Here is a 19232-nt window from a genome sequence, read left to right on the forward strand (position 1 = left end):
ACGACTTGATCGTTTTTATTTTTTCTTTTTGAAAAAACATACCTTTTAGACACGCACAAGCATGATAATAACATAGATAGACATATCGTTCAAATTCTTTGCTTGATCGTCAAAAATATGATGGTCTTAATATCGGAAATCACATTTCAGTTATGAATATATCAATTTAGAAGAGTTCAAATCATTTTGAGTGGTATTCATTCCTGATTGATTTAAATGATAGACATAGACGGCTTAAATTTAACGATACTTTCTAAAAAGGAGATGATAAGTCTTGGCTCATCATCTCCTCTTCTAATTATTTGGTTTATTCTGGTATCTTCGAGCCTTCAATAAACTCATATCAGCTAAGTAACCCTATTTCTGTTTCTCATTGTATTCATCCGTATGAAACCGTTCGAGAACTTTGTCGAGGATAGTGAAAATACCGACGCCTTGAATCGTCCCGATCAGGAGTATCATCCACCACACTGTATCTGCTTGAGGCAGCATCAGAATAATGAATACCGTTATCCCTACCTTCAGTCCTATTAAATTAGAATCTCTTTTAGACATTTGTTCACTCCCTCTGTTCTGCTTATTCAGTTTGCTTTGAATCGTATGAGTAAATATCTCGGTTTATTTTTCATTGCTCAGCTTTTTCTTCATGGTCACGCACGGGGCCCCGTCTTCATAATAAACATCCGAAACGCGTGAATATCCCAGTTTTTCATAGAACTCAGCCGCTGTCAATTCACCATGTATGACGGATGTCGTACAGCCGTTCTCTTGCCCGAGTTTTTCCAGTTCTTTAACGACACGTTCTCCTAATCCCTGCTTACGGTACTCTTTCAAAACTCCGATACGTCCTGGTCTGATCGTATCTGAATCGATCTCCTTATAACGACCGGTGGCCACAGGTTTGTCGTCATCATAAAGAACCACATAAACGGTCCCGTCTGTGTCTTCTGTATCAAATTCTTCCTTTAGTGATATCTCACGTTCTAAAACGAATACCTGCATACGTACATACAAAGCCGCCGCCCGGTTCCAGTTCTCGCTTCCGACATGTGTTTTCATTTAAGCTCCTCATTTCTATTAAGCGTTCTGATTTAAAAAGATTTAGGTCCAGTATAGCATAGAGGTATGCGACTTTGGCTTATAAAAGGTATAATGGTTAAGAACAGTGGATCCGTTAGGTTTTTTAGCTTTTCTATGAGAAGATAAGAAAGTTAGATTACATGGATTCAGTTTAAACCGAAGAATAAACTATAAAGATAAAGAGGGATACTATGCGAAACATTAAAATGACGATCGAATATGACGGCGGCCGCTATCATGGCTGGCAGCGCCTTGGAGATACAGACAAGACGATACAGGGAAAAATCGAAAACGTGCTGTCACAGCTGACCGGCACAGAAGTTGAGATCGTCGGTTCAGGCCGCACAGACGCCGGGACCCACGCTAAAGGTCAAGTTGCCAACTTCAAGACCGAGTCCGATATGGATCTTTCGGCCATGCAGGACGTGCTGATCAAAAACCTTCCTCAAGATATCATCGTCAAAAAACTGGAAGAAGTGCCTGAACGGTTCCATTCGCGCTATCATGCCAGCGGGAAACAGTACAGCTATTATGTCTGGAACCAGACCATCCCTTCTGCCTTTGAGCGCAACTACAGCTTCCATTACCCTGAACAGCTGGATATGAAAAAGATGGGAAAGGCTGCAGGAAAACTGACTGGACGCCACGACTTTCTTGGATTCTCAGCACTTAAAAAGTCAAAAAAATCGACCGTTCGTAAACTGGATAAAATCACGATCGAAAAAGAAGGCGATATGGTGCATTTTACCTTTATCGGCGAAGGCTTTCTGTACAAAATGGTCCGGATCCTGACAGGGACACTTCTGGAAATCGGTACCGGTACTCTGGAGTTGGATGCGATCGATGAAGTATTTGAGACCGGTGTAAGAAGCGACGCCGGCATGGCAGTCCCTTCGCAAGGCTTGTTCTTGGATGAAGTGTATTACGACTAGGCATTCCCGCTCATGTTTTAAATGTCATTGGAGAAACGGACGAAGGACAATTTTATTTAAAAAATGCAGATAATAGAACAGAAAAAATCATTTAAAAAGTGCGTAAATGTTTTGGGGGGTTCTCAACACCAACTGACAGATATGATCGGTGTTTTCAGAAATTTAATTAGTTTGATTAGCAGATATGTATTTGTTCCTACAGAAAAACCCTCATTCTATTACCTATTAGTTTGGATAAGAAATTTGAAGTGGTGATTTAACTTGAATGATTTTGAAAAATTACTTTGCCACGAGTTTTTTGAAGGGAGAGATTATGTTTAATCTAACATTTAAGAATAAATTTTATTTATTGCTTGCAGCCCTGCTTATTTTATCTTTTATAGCTGACGTGTTTAATCTTTTTGAACTAGATCGCTATAGTGGGTTAATGGCTATACTACTTTTGACTATTCTTATTTGCGGAATCCAATACCGCGCAGCAAAAAAAAGCTTGGGTACTATGTTGAGTATCAACAGAGATTATAAAATACGCAAACTATGGAATATAGAAAATCAGTTTGATTGGGGTGAAGTAAGAAAAAAACAGATAAAGTGGGCTCCCATCTTTATAGGAATATTTTTGATACAAACTTTAATACTCTATCTTACTGGTGACACACATTCTGGAGTGCTTATAATCGTCTGGGCAATAAATATGATGCTATATGTTATTTTCACTCGCCCATTGAAAAAAGATCAGTGTGAATAAATACAAAAAGATCCGCTGCTATATTTTACACGGAATAATTTATGAGTTATAAAATGCGTTATCAATCTAGTTGTTTAGTGGTTTACTAGCGAAAGTGATGAAAAGCTGCTTACTTGAAAAAATCAAATTCTTAGATCATTATGTAGTTTGGCCTCTCTATTACCGATGGGGCATACAGGAATCGAACCTATAGGACTGAGCAGGGCATTACCGTTTAGTTCCACCCAATAGGAGGATGTGCCTTGTCTGTTACCGCCGCCACCATAACGTTGTAGCAGCGATCGTTCCTCTATAAGACATATGCTCTTTTCTTACCAGTTCATATAAATCGTTCAAAGATTGAGGAGCTTTCAAGTTATTTCTCAACGAAAAACGTCCAATTTCTTTGCTGAGGCGAACACAAATAACACGATGATCGTTTCCGTTAGTTAATTGTTTCGCAGAATCAAACAATAACTGGTGCATATGACTATCTTTTTTTACTTCTGGATCAGAATAGGCGGCACTCATTGCATCGATAAGTTTTTCTATTTGTTCTCTGTTAGTCATTATGGTCGCTACCCTTTCTATATTTATTTTAAAGAAGCTTAGTCTTTTGATTCCTGATTAAACTATACCATACAATAATTCTGGTAAAAAAGAGAGAGACAGCTGACGTTGACACTATTCTATATAAAAAAACATCAAAACATTACAGGATTGTATAATGCAGTTCCACGAACTGATTGAATGTTTGAACACTTTTCAGTAAGAGCTCGTATGTGTAATCACTTTGTTTGAACAGCGGAGTCCCTTTGCCCAGCATCCTGGGTGCCACGGTCACAATCATCTCATCAATTAACTGATTTTCTAGAAATGAACGCAGCAGATCGCCTCCGCCCACGAGCCAGATATTCCTGCCTCGTTTTTCTTTTAACTCTTCAACAAATGATTTAATGTCTTGATCGATAAATTCTACGTTTTTATTATTTTCTTTTGTAGTCCTGGAAAACACATAACAGGCCTTGTTTTCGTAAGGGAACTCTTCGAGATTTTGATCTAAGAGCCACTTGTAAGTCCTGTTTCCCATCACTACTGTATCTACAGTTTCATAAAAGTCAGCATACCCGTTATCACCTTCTCCCTCTACACTGAATAACCATTCCAGTGATTCATTTTCATCTGCAATATAACCATCCAGACTCGATGCAATGAATAAGACTACTTTTCTTTCTGCCATTTCTAAAGTCACCTTGCCTTCCGTTTTTCTGGTATCCGTATTTACCCATACAATAGCATATTATCGTATAATGAAGTACCGAATAAACTTTCATAAAAGAAGCAAACCAAGTCTTATTATGCTATAATGTATTTACAAGATTAGATGTATATACAGAGGAGGTATTGTAATGACTACTAAACAAGTACGAAAAATTCGAAAGAGCGGAAACAGTTATGTACTGACTATTCCACCCGCTGTGATGGAAGCACTTGATTTAAAAGAAGGAGATACAGTCTCAATTACGAGCGATCAAAAGCGTGCTGAACTCGTTAAACAGGATCCGGACGTGGTAAACGAAGACTTTATTAATATGGTAGATTCTATTTATGAAGAACATAAAGAAACGTTTAAATCACTGGTGGACAAATGATTACACTCTCAGAGAAACAAGTCATTTTCTTTAACGTTTATTTGATAAAAAAGGATTCTCCACAAGAACTTATTGGTGTCAAAAAACCCACTGCTCTGAACATGTGCCTTCAGTCCATACATCAGACTGCTTTCGGCGAAGAAGTCTATCCAACTTTAGAAGAAAAAGCAGCTATCCTGTTCATCAATCTCGTTAAAAAGCATTGTTTCCATAATGCAAATAAACGAACAGCCTTCATGACGCTCGTTTACTTTTTGCGTATTAATGGGATGAAACTTGCTCTACCGACTGATGAAGCTGTCAAAACGTGTCTGATGGTGGCAACTTGGGACAAGCCATTTGACGAATTAAAAGAACAGATTGTTGATGTTATTAAAAATAATTCGACTACAATTAACGAATAACCGAATGATGTCTTTCATAGACATTATAATACAGATCATGCAGACCAGGACGGTTCACATGATCTGTTTTTTGTTTCGCCTCAAACTATCCACCTTTCCATTTAATGTCTCACAGTCCTTCAAGATAAATTAATTAATAAATGAATAATCCTTTACACCACCTACTATGTAAGATATACTTTACACAATGAACAATATAGATTACTTAAAAGGAGCAAACAATGGCTAAAAACTTGCGATTAAAGACAGCCAGGGCAAGACTGGATATGTCCCAACAAGATCTGGCAGACGCAGTAGATGTCACCCGGCAAACGATCAGTGCCATTGAACGGGGCGATTACAATCCAACCATCAATTTATGCATACGGATATGCAAAGCATTAAACGTGACACTCAACGACTTATTCTGGGAGGAAAATTAAAATGGACAACTTCGATGAATATCAGAAACTTATGCGTTATAAATATGGTTATCATTCGTTTTTTATTATAGTCGCTTTATCAATTATAAATTTTAACCTCGAACTTTTTTACGACATCCAATGGGCTGAAACGAAATCTCTTGAGTTCATGTTATTTATTTTTCTAGCTGCAGGTTATTCCATAGTGATGAATGTTTATAAAGGCGCTTATTTTACCAAAAAACAAAATTCAAATATGTATGCCGTTATTTTCTTATTTATTGGTATAGCTAACTTTTATCTCTCTATTTCTCCATATTCACCACTCATAATTGATGGGTTGCTCACATCAAACATTATTAAGCTTGTAAATGGTCTGATTTGGACGTCTTTACCAGTTGCTTATTTCACGAGACAGTTAGTAGATAAAAAAAGAAATGAAAACGATAGTGATTAACTTTAACTGATTATTCAAGGAGGAATAGAAATGACTGAATCAATTCTAGCGATCACTGGTCCGACGTCTGGCATCGGTCGCGGGGCTGTCAAAGCCCTTGTTAATGACTTTGACAGAATGCTGTTGCTTGCCCGTAATCTGGAAAAAGGGGCAGTTTTGAAAGAAGAGTTACTCGAACTGAACCCAGATTTGCACATAGATCTCATCGAATGCGACTTGAGTGTCTTGGCTTCCGTCAGACAAGCGGCAGAAACGATTAAAAACAGATTCGATCACATCGACTGTCTGGTCAATAACGCCGGCATGGTCTCAACGTCAAAAGAAAAGAGCGTTGACGGATACGAACTGATGATGGCAACCAATTATCTCGGTCCTTTCCTACTCACACACGAATTGCTTCCGCTGGTCATGAACAGCGAACGTAAACAAGTGGTTGTCGTCTCTTCCGGGGCCTACAAGTTTGCGCCGATGAAACGACCATTCTTTAAACCGAAGCGCTATACTCCTGTCACTGGATACGGGCGTTCAAAACTGGGGACCCTTTATCTGGCCCAGGAACTGCACGAACAGTATTCCCGCAAAGGTCTCAAAACAACGGCGGTCCACCCGGGGATGGTCTCTACAAATATCGGCAAAAACAACGTGAGTCAAAGTGTCGGTACCTTTGTGTTTATGCTGCTGGATCCCTTCTTCAAAACGCTGGAAGAAGGCGCACAGTCCATCGTCTCAGCCGTACAGCAGCCTGAAAAATATGCCGGTTTCTATTCCGATGAAGGCGAAATCGCCGCGGTCAAACAATACGGCAGCGACTTCAAAATGCGTCGGGAGTTCATCGATGCCACTTTGGAAGAATTGGACCTAGAGGCTTTATAATCTGTTTATATGCAACCTATCAATCATATTTTAAACGACACCCGCCTGAATTAGAAGACAGTCGGGTGTTTTTCATACTTCAAAAAAGTTTCACTTCGTGGTCATTTGTACCTTTATTGCCGGAATGGCCTTATCCATTAGACATCCTGCACGTGATTAGGCTAAGATAGGATTAGGAATAAAACGCTTTCTAATATCAGGAGGAATCACATGCTACAATTAAAAGAAATTATTAATGACACATCCCGTCTTTTTGTCGGTGATACTGTGCCAGACCTTTATTACCATGATACGTATGTAAAGAATATCAAACCGGTGTACGCCGTCGCCTTGCCTAAAGCACATGATGAAATCAAAGCACTCGTTCAGTTTGCCATCGAAAAAGATCTGGTGATCATTGCGCGCGGTGCCGGGACCGGTGTGGCTGGAGCTCAAGTCCCGATTCAGGGAAACGAACTGATCATCGATGTCCACTTGATGGATAAAATCATTGAGCTCGACGAAGAAACACTGACTCTAACCGTGGAACCTGGTGTACTGGTAGGTGATATCCATGACTATGTTGAGAAAAAAGGCTACTTTTATCCGCCTGACCCTGCCTCCAAGCACTCGACTATTGGCGGGAACGTCGCAACCAATGCCGGCGGTTTAAGGGCAGTAAAATACGGCACGACCCGGGATTATATCCGTGAGATGACCGTCGTATTGCCGAATGGTGAAGACATGACTCTAGGCAGTTTGAATATCAAGAGCAGCTCCGGGTATGATTTAAAGGATCTGTTCATCGGCTCGGAAGGCACACTTGGGATCACGACAAACATCCGTCTGAAACTGATTCCTCTTCCTAAAGCCAATGTCACGATCCTACAAGCCTTCGAAACTGCCCAGCAGGCAACGGAGGCGACCCTGGAAATTCTGAAAAGCGGTGCAGACCCGTCAGGTGTGGAACTTTTTGAACGTTCAGCCTTGTACTACGCCGAACAGAACTTAGGGTATCCGTTGAAATCGCAAGTCGGTGAAGCTTATCTCATGATCAGTCTGGACGGAAACGACCAGGCCGAACTCGATCACCGCATCGAGCTGGCCGAAGCCGTGACACGTGCACTGACTTTGGAAAGTCACGTTCTGACAGCAGACGAAGCGAAGAAAAACTGGGCTTTGCGCGACAACATCCTGCTTGGTCTGACTAAATTTACCGAATTTGAACTCTTAGATGAAGTCGTGCCGATCAATAAGTTCGCCGAGCTTATCGAGGCAACGAAAGCCATGCAGGACAAACACGGCTTGAACGTCCTGAATTTCGGGCACGCCGGTGACGGCAACGTGCATACCCTGCTCATGAAAGATGACCTGACCGAAGACCAGTGGACAAAACGACGCGCCGCTCTGCTTAAAGATCTCTATCAGAAAGTGGACGAACTGGGTGGACTGCCTTCAGCTGAACACGGCATCGGTATCGTCAAGAAAGACTACATGGATACCATGACCAAAGACATCAATCTGGACTACATGCGCCAGATCAAACGTGTCTTTGATCCGGATAACCGCTTGAATCCCGGGAAGGTTTTTTAGCAAATGATTCTATAAGTAGAAATCAGAAATAAGAATACACGAGGAGCTGAAGAGATGGTCAACGCTGTATTATTCGATATGAACGAGACAGTTTTGGATTTAAGCTTATTAAAAGAAAAGTTCGCTGAACATTTTGAAGATAAACATGTCGTTAAGTACTGGTTTGCTAAACTCCTTCATTCGTCTACGGTCATCGGCGGTATGGATGACTACACTGATTTCGGAAAACTTGCAGAAGCAGCATTAGAAAGCATCTTTTTAGAAGATGACAAAGAACTGACCGATGAAATCAAAACAGATATTTTAGGGTCGTTTAGAAAACTTCCTGCCTATGATGATGTGACGGAAGCTCTTGAATTGCTGAAGGAACACGATATAAAAGTGATTGCAGTAACGAATTCTTCTTATGAAATGTTGGAGAAACAGTTGACTAATTCCGGCCTCAAGGATCTGTTTGATGTGTATTATTCTGTCGATTCCGTAAAGAGATACAAGCCTTTTGAAGCGATTTATCAGTATGTGCTTAACGAAGAAAAAATAAAAGCCGATGAGACGGTCATGGTCGCCACCCACGACTGGGATCTATACGGTGCCAAAAAAGCGGGGCTCACTACCGCTTATATCAAACGCAAAAAAGATTTATACAACCCTTATTACTTGGAACCAGACCTGGCCGGCGGAAATCTGGTGGATCTGGCTGAAGACATTATTCGTTTTAAGTCGTGATAGACGGATGCTCCAGATACTCCTTAAATGCAATCGAGAAAAACTGTTAAGTTGACAGACACTTAACACCATTAAGATAAAACTTCAATAAAAAGGCCAGCTCCGGTATATCGAAGCTGGCCTTTTTAGATGTATTTGTATTTTCCCGCAACACTTACTTATATAACGGGAAACGTTTAGTCAACTCACGAACGGACTCTTTGATTTCAGCCAGTTTATCTTCGTTATCTTTAGCTTTCAAGGTATCGATGATCAGTTCGGCAACGCGTCTGCACTCGTCTTCTTTAAATCCGCGCGTCGTGATCGCCGGTGTGCCGACTCGTATCCCGCTAGTTTTAAATGGACTCAGGGTCTCAAACGGGATCGAATTCTTGTTCACCGTGATCCCGACTTTATCCAGCAGCGTTTCGGCCTCTTTGCCGTTCAGTCCAAAATCCGTGACTTCCATCAGCAGCAGGTGATTATCCGTCCCGCCACTGATCAGGCGGCCGGCTGACCCTGCAAATACCTCGGCCATTGCCCTGGCATTCTTGACGATCTGTTTGGCATAGTCTTTAAATTCAGGCTGAAGCGCTTCTCCGAATGCTACGGCCTTTGCGGCGATGACATGTTCGAGCGGACCGCCTTGTGTGCCCGGGAAGATGGCGCTGTTCAGCTGTTTGGCGTATTCTTCCTTCGCTAAAATCAGACCGCCTCTTGGCCCGCGAAGCGTTTTATGTGTGGTACTCGTGACGACGTCGGCATAAGAGATGGGTGACGGATGCACGCCTGCCGCGATCAGTCCGGCAATATGGGCCATGTCGACCATTAAGATCGCCCCTACTTCATCGGCGATTTCACGGAACTTTTTGAAGTCGATCATTCTTGGATAGGCACTGTAGCCGGCAATGATCATTTTAGGTTTGTGCTTGATGGCAAGTTCTCTGACCTGATCGAAGTCGATCGTCTCTGTTTCTTTGTCCACTTCATAAGGGACAACATTATAAAGCTTGCCGCTGAAGTTTACCGGAGAGCCGTGCGTCAAGTGACCCCCATGGCTCAGAGCCATCCCCATGTATGTATCACCGGGCTTTAAAAAAGTCTGGAACACTGCTGCATTGGCCTGGGAACCGGAGTGCGGCTGGACATTGGCATAGTCAGCTCCGAACAGTTCTTTCACACGATTGATCGCCAGATTCTCCACGATATCGACGAATTCACATCCGCCATAGTAACGTTTGCCTGGGTAGCCTTCCGCATACTTATTCGTCAATACACTTCCCTGTGCATCCATCACTGCCTGAGAAACGAAATTCTCTGAAGCGATTAGTTCGATATTTTCTTCCTGACGCTGCTTTTCTAACTCGATAGCATCAAATACTTCTTTATCCAGATATCTTTCAGTCACTATCCATCCACTCCTTCATATTTATCGATTTAATTGAGTATAACACAGCTTCCTGTAAAGTCATTTAAAAAAAGCTGACCCATCCTTTAAATTTTTCAGGTGATCGGCTCTACTTATTCATCTCTTCTATAATGGCTTCCCGGAAGTACCGCGGGTAACTGGGCATATTCTCTGGAAACGTGCTTTCCGCTTCTGAAAAAGTGATCGAATCATCGGAAGCGATCGAAAAATAAACAATGCCACCTTCTCCCTGCGAGTCTGACCATTCCAAAGTCCCGCTGCTTTGGTCGATACTCACATCTTCAATGACCAGCGTGACACTTTCATCGTTTTCATGGGCATCCAGCCATCTATCTTCAAGAGAAGAGCGTTCTTCTTCCCGGGACTCCAGACGTTCATTGGACGTTTCCAGTCGTGCCTGAAACAGCGAGACAACAAAGAAACCGATGATAACAAGCACAGCTAGTGACCCGATGGCTATAGCTGTATAAGCAAGAAATTTTTTCATTTATTTAGAATCCTCCACACATTTTCACTTAGTAATCTTCTTGGAACGTTATTTAGTAATAAGTATAAGTGAATATGACAAATCATAACAGAGAGATGTTTCTAGCTATATGGTAAATTCTCTTTTATCTGCGTACTGTTAAGGCGCAAATCCATAATATAAAAGTACAAAAACAAATTCTCCAATGATCGATATTCCCAGTAATGCACCGATATAAGCTAAACTAAATAATATTTTGAACCATGAAAAGAAGTCTAGCGATATAATCTTTTTAATACCAAACCACACACATATGAGCACAAGAGGTATCATAAGTATGAAATAGGACATATGGATAAATCTCAGATAACTATTATAAACCTCAAAACCTAGATTCGAACTTCTCATTAAAAACGTTGCTTTTTCCAGCCAGAGATAGAGAAAGGAGAGCTGGAGAAGACTAGATAAAATAGTGAGACTATATGTGATAACCTTTTTTTCTTTTCTGACGAATAAATATACGATCCCTATATAAATCATTCCTAATAAAATAGCGTAAAATGGCTGATTCATAAACATGTGTCTTCCCCCTAGTACCAGTAATTTTAATGTCAATTCCTTGATTATTTTAAAAAATTACGGTTCTCCTATTTGAATAGCTACTGGAGATATTAAACTGATTCAAGTTTACCACGAAAACCGCTTATTGGCTTACTTTATCTAGTCCATCTATATCATTAATATAGTTATTATACATTCTTACTATTTTTAATCAATTTTCATATATAATTCGAATGAGTAAATAATTGACTATGCTGATTTAGACAATCAAGTAGAACACACCACAATTACCACAACCCTTGACAACCAACGTTTGCTGCGTTATTCTACTCTTAATCAATCAGGACTGGAGTGTTATCTGGGCCAATGCGTAACTAATCTCATTTTTATAAGTCGAAAAGAAGCTGAATAAGATCATCGACCGGTCTTATTTGTCATGACTTTTTCAGACTGAAATGAGATAGCTATACGATTCGGCACTGGATTCAAGACTTCTGTATATCCAAGTCTTTTATTTGATCTGTCTGATCCCTCTCATTCTGTCTGAAAACAGAATGGGAGGTTTTTTGTATGCGTAAGTAAATGAACCAACGACAGATTAAAAATAAAGGAATGATTGGTATGCCATTAGTTACATTAAATCAAATTAAAAAAAGTTACGGTGATCGACTGCTTTATGAAATCGATCATCTGCAAGTGGAAGAACAAGACCGTATTGGATTAGTCGGAGCCAACGGCAGCGGGAAGACGACCCTCTTCCGTCTGATTACTGGACAGGAAGAGCCGGACTCCGGTTCGATCGAAAGGCAGTATCCTACCGAACTGCTTCCTCAATTAAAAGAAAATCATGCAACAAAAAGCGGCGGAGAAACTACGGCCGAATACGTTATTCAGGCACTCAACAAACAGCCGAAACTGCTTTTGGCAGACGAACCGACAACTCACTTGGATATTTCTCACATCAACTGGGTAGAAAAGTCTTTCCAGCGGTTTAGTGGTGCGTTTATCGTCGTCTCTCATGACCGCACGTTCCTTGACAAGGTTTGTACGTCTATCTGGGAACTGGATGAGCAGAAAATCACTGTCTATCAGGGAAACTATTCATCCTACAAAGAGCAGAAGGCTAAGGAAAGACGGCATCAGGAGACGGAGTATGAAAAGTACATCAGCAAACGAAACCAGCTGATAGAAGCCCGAGACAGAAAAACGCGGCAGGCAGTAAATGCGACGAAAAGAAACGTTCCGGTCGGCGACTCTGAATATAATCTGAAAGGCTCAGCTCCTTATTTTCAGAAAAAATCAAAGAAACTGCATCAGGTTCAGAAAGCCATGGACTCTCGACTAGAAAAGCTTGATAAAGTAGAGAAACCCACAGACTCGCACGCAATCAAAATCGAGCTTCCGGATATGGATAAATTGAACAGGCGGTTCATCATTCGATTAACTGACAGTACTGGCGAAGTACCGGGGAAAACCCTCTGGAAGCGCACGACCCTGTCAATTAAAGGCGGGGAGAAAGTCGCTTTGATCGGTCCCAACGGCAGCGGAAAAACCACGCTGATCAACAAACTCCTGAGAGAAGATGAAGCGGTTCAGCTGTCCCCTTCACTCAGGATCGGCTACTTTTCTCAAAATTTGAGTACGTTAAACGTTGACGAATCGATTTTAGATAATGTAAAGAAAGATGCGGTGCAGTCTGAAACAACCATTCGCATCATCCTGGCCCAGCTGTTTTTCAAGGGAAATGACGTCTACAAGCCTGTTTCTGTGTTGAGCGGTGGAGAACGTGTCAAAGTTTCGCTGGCCAAACTGCTTGCCGGCAACTATAACACGCTGATCCTTGATGAACCGACAAACTTTCTGGACATTCAGGCCGTTGAAGCCCTGGAAGACCTGCTAAAAGAGTACTCCGGCAGTGTACTGGTCGTATCCCACGACCGTTCCTTCATCAACACGACTGCTTCAAAAATCTGGGAAATCGAAGATAAACAAATCAGTGAATTTGATGGGAATCTTGATGAGTGGGAAGCAGCGAAAACCCATGCCAGCAGCATAACGGCTAAGGAAGAAGAACTCATGCGGGTGGAAAACAAGATCGCTGAAGTCCTTGGTGCCTTGTCACTGGATTATTCAGAAGAAAAAGACGATGAGTTTAAACAACTCTTAAAAAGGAAGAAAGAATTAAAGGATAGCTGAGGAAACCAACGATATAGAGCGAAAAAAGGACGTGTGGGTGTACACGTCCTTTTTCTGTATCATTTTATGTTTTGAGCAAATTCTTCTTTCACTTGTGCAAGCTTTTCCGGATCTGTGATAAGCTCTGTCGCCGTCAAGGTCAGTGCTTCAATCGTTTTCTCCATCGCCTGATAGGCTTCTTCGGTCAAGGTGCAGTCCCTGAACTCCGTAGTGTGGGCAGAAACAGCTTTCCCATTAGTGATCTCAAAATACGGGTTGATGGCCGGCACGACCTGACTGACGTTCCCCATATCCATCGATCCCATGGAATCGCGTTCCTCCGTGATCATGTCGATGCCCATTTCCTGCATCTTTTCGTTATACAGTGAAGAAAGCGTCTCGTTGGTGATGAGGTTTTTGTAGCTCGCTTCGTAATGCCCCCACTCCATCCTGCAGTCAGCGGCTAGAGCCCCTGCTTCAGCGCAGCGGATGACTTTTTCTTTCAGTTCGTTCAAGTAGGGCATGTCCATGGCACGCACGTAAAACTCAGCACGCGTATAGTCCGGGATCACATTGGCTGCTTCCCCGCCGTCCTTGATCACGCCATGCACGCGAGCGGTCGGGTGGATCTGCTGTCTCAAGGAGCTGACGTTATTGAAGAAGTTGATACAGGCATCAAGGGCGTTTTTTCCTTCAAACGGAGCCGCAGCCGCATGAGCCGTTTGGCCGTAGAAACGGAAGTCGATCGCTTCCATCGCCATCGATGTCCCGCTGGCATAATAGCCGTCAGACGGATGCGTGCAGAAGGCCACATCGACAGCTTCGAAGGTATCGGCATCTGCCATCGTCACTTTGTCCCCGTTCGTTTCTTCTGCCGGTGTGCCTAAGACGATAACCGTTCCTCCGATGTCATCCACCAGTTTCGACAAAACGATGCCGGCGCCGGTATCTGTTGCGCCTAAAAGATTATGGCCACAGCCGTGCCCGATGCCAGGCAGTGCATCATATTCGGACAAGTAAGCGATACTCGGCCCTTCTTTTTTTCCTTTGTAAACAGCTCTAAAAGCGGTCTCGATACCTAGGTACGGATACTCCACTTGAAAGCCGTGCTTTTCTAAAAGCTCCACATGCGCTTTTGAGGACTTTACTTCTTCATGTCCCAGCTCCGGATGCTCATAAATATATTCACTTAATTCCTGCAGTTCTGGTCTTAATTCTTTTATTAATGCCTTGATTTTCTTATCCCCGTCTTGAGTCATAGCTTTCTCCCCTTATGCATAATTTATTCACTAGTGTACTCTCATTAATGGAAATGAGCAACAGACTTATGCAAGTTTTATTCAGTATAAGGTTTTAAAGCCAACTTTATATTGTCCTCCGCATTGTTTATAAGTATAATCAGGTTAAGCTAAAATAGTATATTATCCAACTCAACCAAAGGAGTGTACCCATTGAACGATTCTCTACATACTGTTTCATTGATAAAGATAGCTCTCTATTCAGCCTTCGCTTTCGTACTTAGCGTCATCACTGTCGTTTTTATAACGCCCTTCTTTCCCGAAAGTGCCCATGATTTTCTGAGGTTCCTGGCAGAAGTAGGGATTGTGCTGGCAGTCTCTTTATTCATTGTCAGACATCTCAATAAGAAGGATGTTTCACTCCGATCGATTGTCGGAGACACCTCTGTCAGTAAGAAGATGCTGTTGTTCTCATCTTCTCTGACCATCGGTAAACTTATTCTTTACTTCTTATTCGCGGGACTAGTTCTACGTTTTTTTATCACTCAACCGGAATTTGCGGCTGACGCTCAGTCAGTTATGGAAGACACGAGCCCACCAGAATTTAACAGGTGGCTGATCATCAGTACTGTGGTTCTGGCACCCGTTATAGAAGAATTTATTTTCAGAGGGATCATCTTAAATAAATGGGCTGAGAAAAGCAGTAATACCCGGGCACTTATCATCAGTTCTTTGTTATTCGGGCTCTTGCATATCGGTTCCTTCATAATTCCTCAATTTATTGGCGGCCTGCTTTACGGTATCGTTTATATAAAAACTAAAAAGTTGATTTATCCGATACTTATGCACGTCCTTAACAATCTGATCCCGGTCGGTATAATGTTGATTCCTGCGCCTGAATCCACAGAAGCTTTCTCTGTGTCTCAACTTATTGCAGAATTGACGCCGGTACTGAATGTCGTAAGTCTAGTCTTCATTATAGCTTTACCTGTCTTCTTGTTCATCGTCTACAGATACAGCCGTAATTTGAATGACGAAGTAGCACCTTTCAAATTCAACACCAGAAAAGCAATATAATCGTATAAAAATGACCCTCTTAATGCAGGAACTCTGCTTAAGAGGGTCACTTCATTTTTTATCGTTTATTTATCTGATATCCCTGCGATCACGTCGATCTCCAATAAAGTCACGCAAATACCCTATAACACACTTTAACAATCACTATAATTAAATTCTATTCCTTCTTTTTTATTTTTAGTTTCTTACTCTTACCTTGTCAGTGTTTTATAACAAACTTACTTTAATTACGTCGGTTTCTCAAATACCAATAGAGCAAAACCCAGAATAGAATTGTGAGAATTAATATGACAAGCATATCTACAATCGACAAATCAAGAATAGGATCAAGCCATTGACCTATGGGTAAAACCCAAATTACTCGAAGTAAAATCAAGGCAATTAAGAAGACCCAGAACAGGTTACTCTTTCTCATGAAATAAAGCTCCTTTTGAAAAAAACACATGTTATTCTATGCGTGTATCTTTATTTATAGAAGATTCTTACTTGTTTAATAGCCCCATAAAATATCTTTCTTTTAATGAGTGAAAGTTGGTATCTGAGGTATTAAGGCCTGTAAAGGAATAAGCTCCATCAGCATCAATATAAAAATAATATTGTTTACTGTCGTATTTAAATTGAATGCAGTATTTTATGAATTTTTTCTCCACAGTAAATTTTTCTATGTCTTCATACTTTATCCTAGTAATGTTTTCTTTAACTGTGTCTCGTGAATCAGGTGCTTCAAACAAAATTAATTGGTCATTAGTAAAAGTGAGATAATAAAATTTCATTATATATCCTAAATATATCATACTGTAGGAAAATAATTTATGAAGAGCAGGCCTAACGCCTTTTTCTGCTCTAAAATAGTTGTTATTTATTGTTATATCCAACTCTTTTAAAATGTTTTTAACTGTATCTTCTTCTTGTTCTAAAGTGTTAATTTTATTATTCATAGTCCTCCTATACTGTTGAGCATGTCCATATAGCAGCTACTATACTTGTAGCTAGGTTGAGTTGTGTTCTTTGTTTGAAAGCAGCTTGTGGTAAAACTCTTCTCCCAATTTCTATTATTAAATCAGCAGCCACTTGATAATTTAGAGCTGTCACAGCATCAATGAATCCTTGATCCGCAGTTACAGCATTAGCTAACTCCCATGCTACACCGCCAAACGGTACGGAATTTACAATAATGCATGTACCATATTCAGTAATACTACCTCTAGCTGCTGTACTATATACAGCGTTCTGTTGGTTTTAGTATGTATCGAGAACATCTTGATCTACGTCAGCGTCTTTTTAGAATTGCTGAACAAAAATTTCTTCATTATCGACTACATAGTTTCCTTCTTCATCTAAATGTCCCACTGTTTCAAAATAAAAAATAAAAATTTTGTTATCTTTCTTTTTTCACCCAAAAATATACAAATGGTGAAAAAAGAAACATTCCAGGTAATGTTCTATTAAATATAAACTTGCTATCATCCTCTAAGTCAGACAATACACTCATGAGACATGAAAAAGGCCATACACACGAAACAAGATACACAAAAAGCAATCGTGTAGAGAAGTTTTCAAATATATCTCCAATGAGTAACTGGTATGCAACAATATGCGCCACAAATAAAAGACAGCTTAAAAAAAAACCATTCTTTGAAAATTTCATTTTTTTCCCATATTTCATATTACACAACTCTTTCCAATCATTAGATTATCCAAATGCTTGTCTTAATCCATACGTAGCTCTTCAAAATTACCACTCTTCTTTTTATTTATATATTAACTATAACAAAAAATGGAAACGTTCGAAATAATATGGTAAAGATGTATGTATGTAGTTTCTAGCCTTTGTAATTTTAGTAGTCATAAAGTATAATCACCTTTAGAAAATAATACATTTTTTACGAGCGAACTTTGGAGAGGGCGTCCTTTTTTTATACTCATTTTTCTCCTTGTATTCATCATAGCTTTACCTGTCTTCTTGTTCATCGTCTACAGATACAGCCGCAATTTGAATGACGAAGTTGCGCCGTTCAGCTTCAACACCAGAAAAGCAACTTAACCCTATAGAAATGACCCTCTTAATGCAGAAATTCTGCTTAAGAGGGTCATTCATTTTGAATCATTTATTTATTATCTGATTTCCCGACGATCACGTAGATCTCAACTAAAGTCACGCAAATCCCATATAACACACTTTAACAACAACTATAATTAAATTCTATTCCTTCTTTTTTAATTTTAGTTTCTTAAAATATATAAGCGTAATTATGCAAATAACATAATAGTATATTGAGAGATATACATTCGGATTAAACCCAATTACAAAGAATAGGATAATAAAGAAAAAAGTAACCATCAAGGATGGGATTTGATCTTTAAAATTTTTAAATCCAACTTGTATATCATCCATTTCATCTCTTTTGAAGCCACTCGCATAACCTTCAACTGGTTTGTTATGGAAGATATAAATTATATTTTCAGAACCTAATATTATAAAGGTGTATATTAGTATCTTAACTAAAGAATCAGTACTTAATAATTCATTTTCGAATAAGCTGCTAATTAATATTACACCTATAAATATGCTAATTGAAAATAATACAACAAAAATATTTTTACTGATAACAAAATCTGTGACATTATTTTTAGTCAATTTTTTCATATCATTCTTCACAAAGTCATCATTTACCATGACAAAACGATATAAGGCGCTTGAAAACATCATAGCTGCAGAGAAAAACATAAATGGCCAATCTGGCATCATAATATTTGCAAATGTAAAGAGAACTACTAATCCTACAATCAATCCCCATAAATCTTTACGGCTATTTTTGTCAAAAAATAATTTACTTGTTTCGAAAAAAAACATATTATTCATCCTCTATATATAAGACTTTATTTAAGAACTCATAGGGAAAGACAATTGATTCGACAAAGAAAAAAATTGCCATCTTATCGAAAACCTTTTGACTATTAGTTAAGTAAGGTTACCCTTTCTGAAGCAGTTTCCTTTTTTATAAGGGGCATCTTTTATCTTTAAAATGCAGTAAACAATACGACTTATTTATTCTCTAATTTTCCCGCGATAACATCTATTTCCACCAATGCACCGGCCGGAAGTGACGCGACTTTATAGGCGATACGGGCCGGATAGGGTTCTTTGAAGAATTCTGAGTAGACACCGTTCATTTCCTGGAAGTTGCCGATGTCACTCAAGAGGACAGTCGTTTTCAGTACGTCTGATAAGTCTAAGCCTTCTTCGGCTAAGATGTATTCGACATTTTTGAGCGACTGACGGGTCTGTCCTGCCGCAGTCGTTTCAGTGATCTTCCCGGCTTCCGCGTCGATCGGCAGCTGGCCTGAGACGTATACGGTGTTGCCGAATTTGATCGCCTGTGAATAAGGTCCGATTGCTGCCGGGGCCTTGTCTGATTTAAGGATCTGCTTAGTGAAGTCTGTCATGATGATTTCTCCTTTGGTTTCTGTATTATTAAAGTT

General features: G+C 40.2%; 21 protein-coding genes. 11 read left to right on the plus strand and 10 right to left on the minus strand.

Annotation, left to right across the window (positions count from 1 at the left end; all coding sequences use genetic code 11):
- Positions 1-357 precede the first annotated feature (357 nt).
- Together AB4027_RS11080 and AB4027_RS11085 are read right to left on the minus strand one after the other, a co-directional pair.
- Complete coding sequence (locus AB4027_RS11080) at positions 358-555, minus strand: hypothetical protein (RefSeq protein ID WP_368645383.1); 198 nt, start codon at positions 553-555, stop codon at positions 358-360.
- Positions 556-618: 63 nt separating this feature from the next.
- Positions 619-1059, minus strand: coding sequence for a GNAT family N-acetyltransferase (locus AB4027_RS11085; RefSeq protein ID WP_368645384.1), 441 nt, complete (start codon positions 1057-1059; stop codon positions 619-621).
- Positions 1060-1271: 212 nt separating this feature from the next.
- On the opposite strand from AB4027_RS11085, the gene truA reads away from it, so the two are divergent.
- Both truA and AB4027_RS11095 read left to right on the plus strand, forming a co-directional pair.
- Positions 1272-2012, plus strand: coding sequence for a tRNA pseudouridine(38-40) synthase TruA (gene truA / locus AB4027_RS11090; protein WP_368645385.1), 741 nt, complete (start codon positions 1272-1274; stop codon positions 2010-2012).
- Between the two features lie 313 nt (positions 2013-2325).
- Entirely contained in the window at positions 2326-2760 is a 435-nt protein-coding gene (locus tag AB4027_RS11095; RefSeq protein WP_368645386.1) for a hypothetical protein, read from the plus strand.
- Positions 2761-3009: 249 nt separating this feature from the next.
- On the opposite strand, the gene AB4027_RS11100 is transcribed toward AB4027_RS11095, so the two are convergent.
- Positions 3010-3309 (minus strand): bacteriocin immunity protein, encoded by a 300-nt coding sequence (locus tag AB4027_RS11100; RefSeq protein ID WP_368645387.1) that lies wholly within the window; start codon positions 3307-3309, stop codon positions 3010-3012.
- 142 nt (positions 3310-3451) lie between these two features.
- A complete protein-coding gene (locus AB4027_RS11105; RefSeq protein WP_368645388.1) occupies positions 3452-3979 on the minus strand; it encodes a dihydrofolate reductase family protein in 528 nt (175 codons plus the stop codon).
- A 169-nt stretch (positions 3980-4148) separates the two neighbouring features.
- Between AB4027_RS11105 and AB4027_RS11110 the strand changes: the two genes are divergently transcribed.
- From AB4027_RS11110 to AB4027_RS11140, 7 genes are all read left to right on the plus strand, one after another.
- Positions 4149-4391 carry an AbrB/MazE/SpoVT family DNA-binding domain-containing protein gene (locus tag AB4027_RS11110; RefSeq protein WP_368645389.1) on the plus strand — a complete coding sequence of 81 codons (243 nt, stop codon included), beginning with the start codon at positions 4149-4151 and terminating at the stop codon, positions 4389-4391.
- Positions 4388-4795 (plus strand): type II toxin-antitoxin system death-on-curing family toxin, encoded by a 408-nt coding sequence (locus AB4027_RS11115; protein ID WP_368645390.1) that lies wholly within the window; start codon positions 4388-4390, stop codon positions 4793-4795. The genes AB4027_RS11110 and AB4027_RS11115 overlap by 4 nt, the downstream gene beginning before the upstream one ends.
- A 221-nt stretch (positions 4796-5016) precedes the next feature.
- Entirely contained in the window at positions 5017-5217 is a 201-nt protein-coding gene (locus AB4027_RS11120) for a helix-turn-helix transcriptional regulator (RefSeq protein ID WP_368645391.1), read from the plus strand.
- Position 5218: 1 nt separating this feature from the next.
- A complete protein-coding gene (locus AB4027_RS11125; RefSeq protein WP_368645392.1) occupies positions 5219-5653 on the plus strand; it encodes a hypothetical protein in 435 nt (144 codons plus the stop codon).
- Between the two features lie 30 nt (positions 5654-5683).
- Complete coding sequence (locus AB4027_RS11130) at positions 5684-6526, plus strand: SDR family NAD(P)-dependent oxidoreductase (protein ID WP_368645393.1); 843 nt, start codon at positions 5684-5686, stop codon at positions 6524-6526.
- A gap of 210 nt (positions 6527-6736) precedes the next feature.
- Positions 6737-8098, plus strand: a complete 1362-nt coding sequence (locus tag AB4027_RS11135) for an FAD-binding oxidoreductase (RefSeq protein WP_368645394.1) — start codon at positions 6737-6739, stop codon at positions 8096-8098.
- 54 nt (positions 8099-8152) lie between these two features.
- Positions 8153-8824 carry a haloacid dehalogenase type II gene (locus tag AB4027_RS11140; RefSeq protein ID WP_368645395.1) on the plus strand — a complete coding sequence of 224 codons (672 nt, stop codon included), beginning with the start codon at positions 8153-8155 and terminating at the stop codon, positions 8822-8824.
- A gap of 154 nt (positions 8825-8978) precedes the next feature.
- Here AB4027_RS11140 and glyA read toward each other — a convergent pair whose 3' ends face one another.
- On the minus strand, positions 8979-10211 hold the full coding sequence (glyA, locus tag AB4027_RS11145) for a serine hydroxymethyltransferase (RefSeq protein WP_368645396.1): 1233 nt from the start codon (positions 10209-10211) through the stop codon (positions 8979-8981).
- 109 nt (positions 10212-10320) lie between these two features.
- On the minus strand, positions 10321-10719 hold the full coding sequence (locus AB4027_RS11150; protein ID WP_368645397.1) for a hypothetical protein: 399 nt from the start codon (positions 10717-10719) through the stop codon (positions 10321-10323).
- Positions 10720-11880: 1161 nt separating this feature from the next.
- Here AB4027_RS11150 and abc-f point away from each other — a divergent pair.
- Positions 11881-13455: a ribosomal protection-like ABC-F family protein gene (gene abc-f / locus AB4027_RS11155; RefSeq protein ID WP_368645398.1), complete on the plus strand. Its 1575-nt coding sequence runs from the start codon at positions 11881-11883 to the stop codon at positions 13453-13455.
- 59 nt (positions 13456-13514) lie between these two features.
- Here abc-f and AB4027_RS11160 read toward each other — a convergent pair whose 3' ends face one another.
- Positions 13515-14693, minus strand: coding sequence for a M20 family metallopeptidase (locus tag AB4027_RS11160; protein WP_368645399.1), 1179 nt, complete (start codon positions 14691-14693; stop codon positions 13515-13517).
- A 192-nt stretch (positions 14694-14885) separates the two neighbouring features.
- Here AB4027_RS11160 and AB4027_RS11165 point away from each other — a divergent pair, with 192 nt between their 5' ends.
- The gene (locus AB4027_RS11165) at positions 14886-15749 is read left to right on the plus strand and encodes a lysostaphin resistance A-like protein (protein ID WP_368645400.1); all 864 of its coding nucleotides are present in this window, start codon (positions 14886-14888) and stop codon (positions 15747-15749) included.
- A 482-nt stretch (positions 15750-16231) separates the two neighbouring features.
- On the opposite strand, the gene AB4027_RS11170 is transcribed toward AB4027_RS11165, so the two are convergent.
- The 3 genes from AB4027_RS11170 to AB4027_RS11180 all read right to left on the minus strand — a co-directional run bounded on the left by AB4027_RS11170 (position 16232) and on the right by AB4027_RS11180 (position 19196).
- Positions 16232-16687, minus strand: a complete 456-nt coding sequence (locus AB4027_RS11170) for a hypothetical protein (protein ID WP_368645401.1) — start codon at positions 16685-16687, stop codon at positions 16232-16234.
- Positions 16688-17952: 1265 nt separating this feature from the next.
- Entirely contained in the window at positions 17953-18603 is a 651-nt protein-coding gene (locus tag AB4027_RS11175) for a hypothetical protein (protein ID WP_368645402.1), read from the minus strand.
- Between the two features lie 191 nt (positions 18604-18794).
- Positions 18795-19196 carry a RidA family protein gene (locus AB4027_RS11180; protein WP_368645403.1) on the minus strand — a complete coding sequence of 134 codons (402 nt, stop codon included), beginning with the start codon at positions 19194-19196 and terminating at the stop codon, positions 18795-18797.
- Between the last annotated feature and the right edge of the window lie 36 nt (positions 19197-19232).

This window comes from Alkalibacterium putridalgicola (assembly GCF_040959045.1).
In the GTDB taxonomy this organism is placed as follows: Bacteria; Bacillota; Bacilli; order Lactobacillales; family Carnobacteriaceae_A; genus Alkalibacterium; species Alkalibacterium putridalgicola.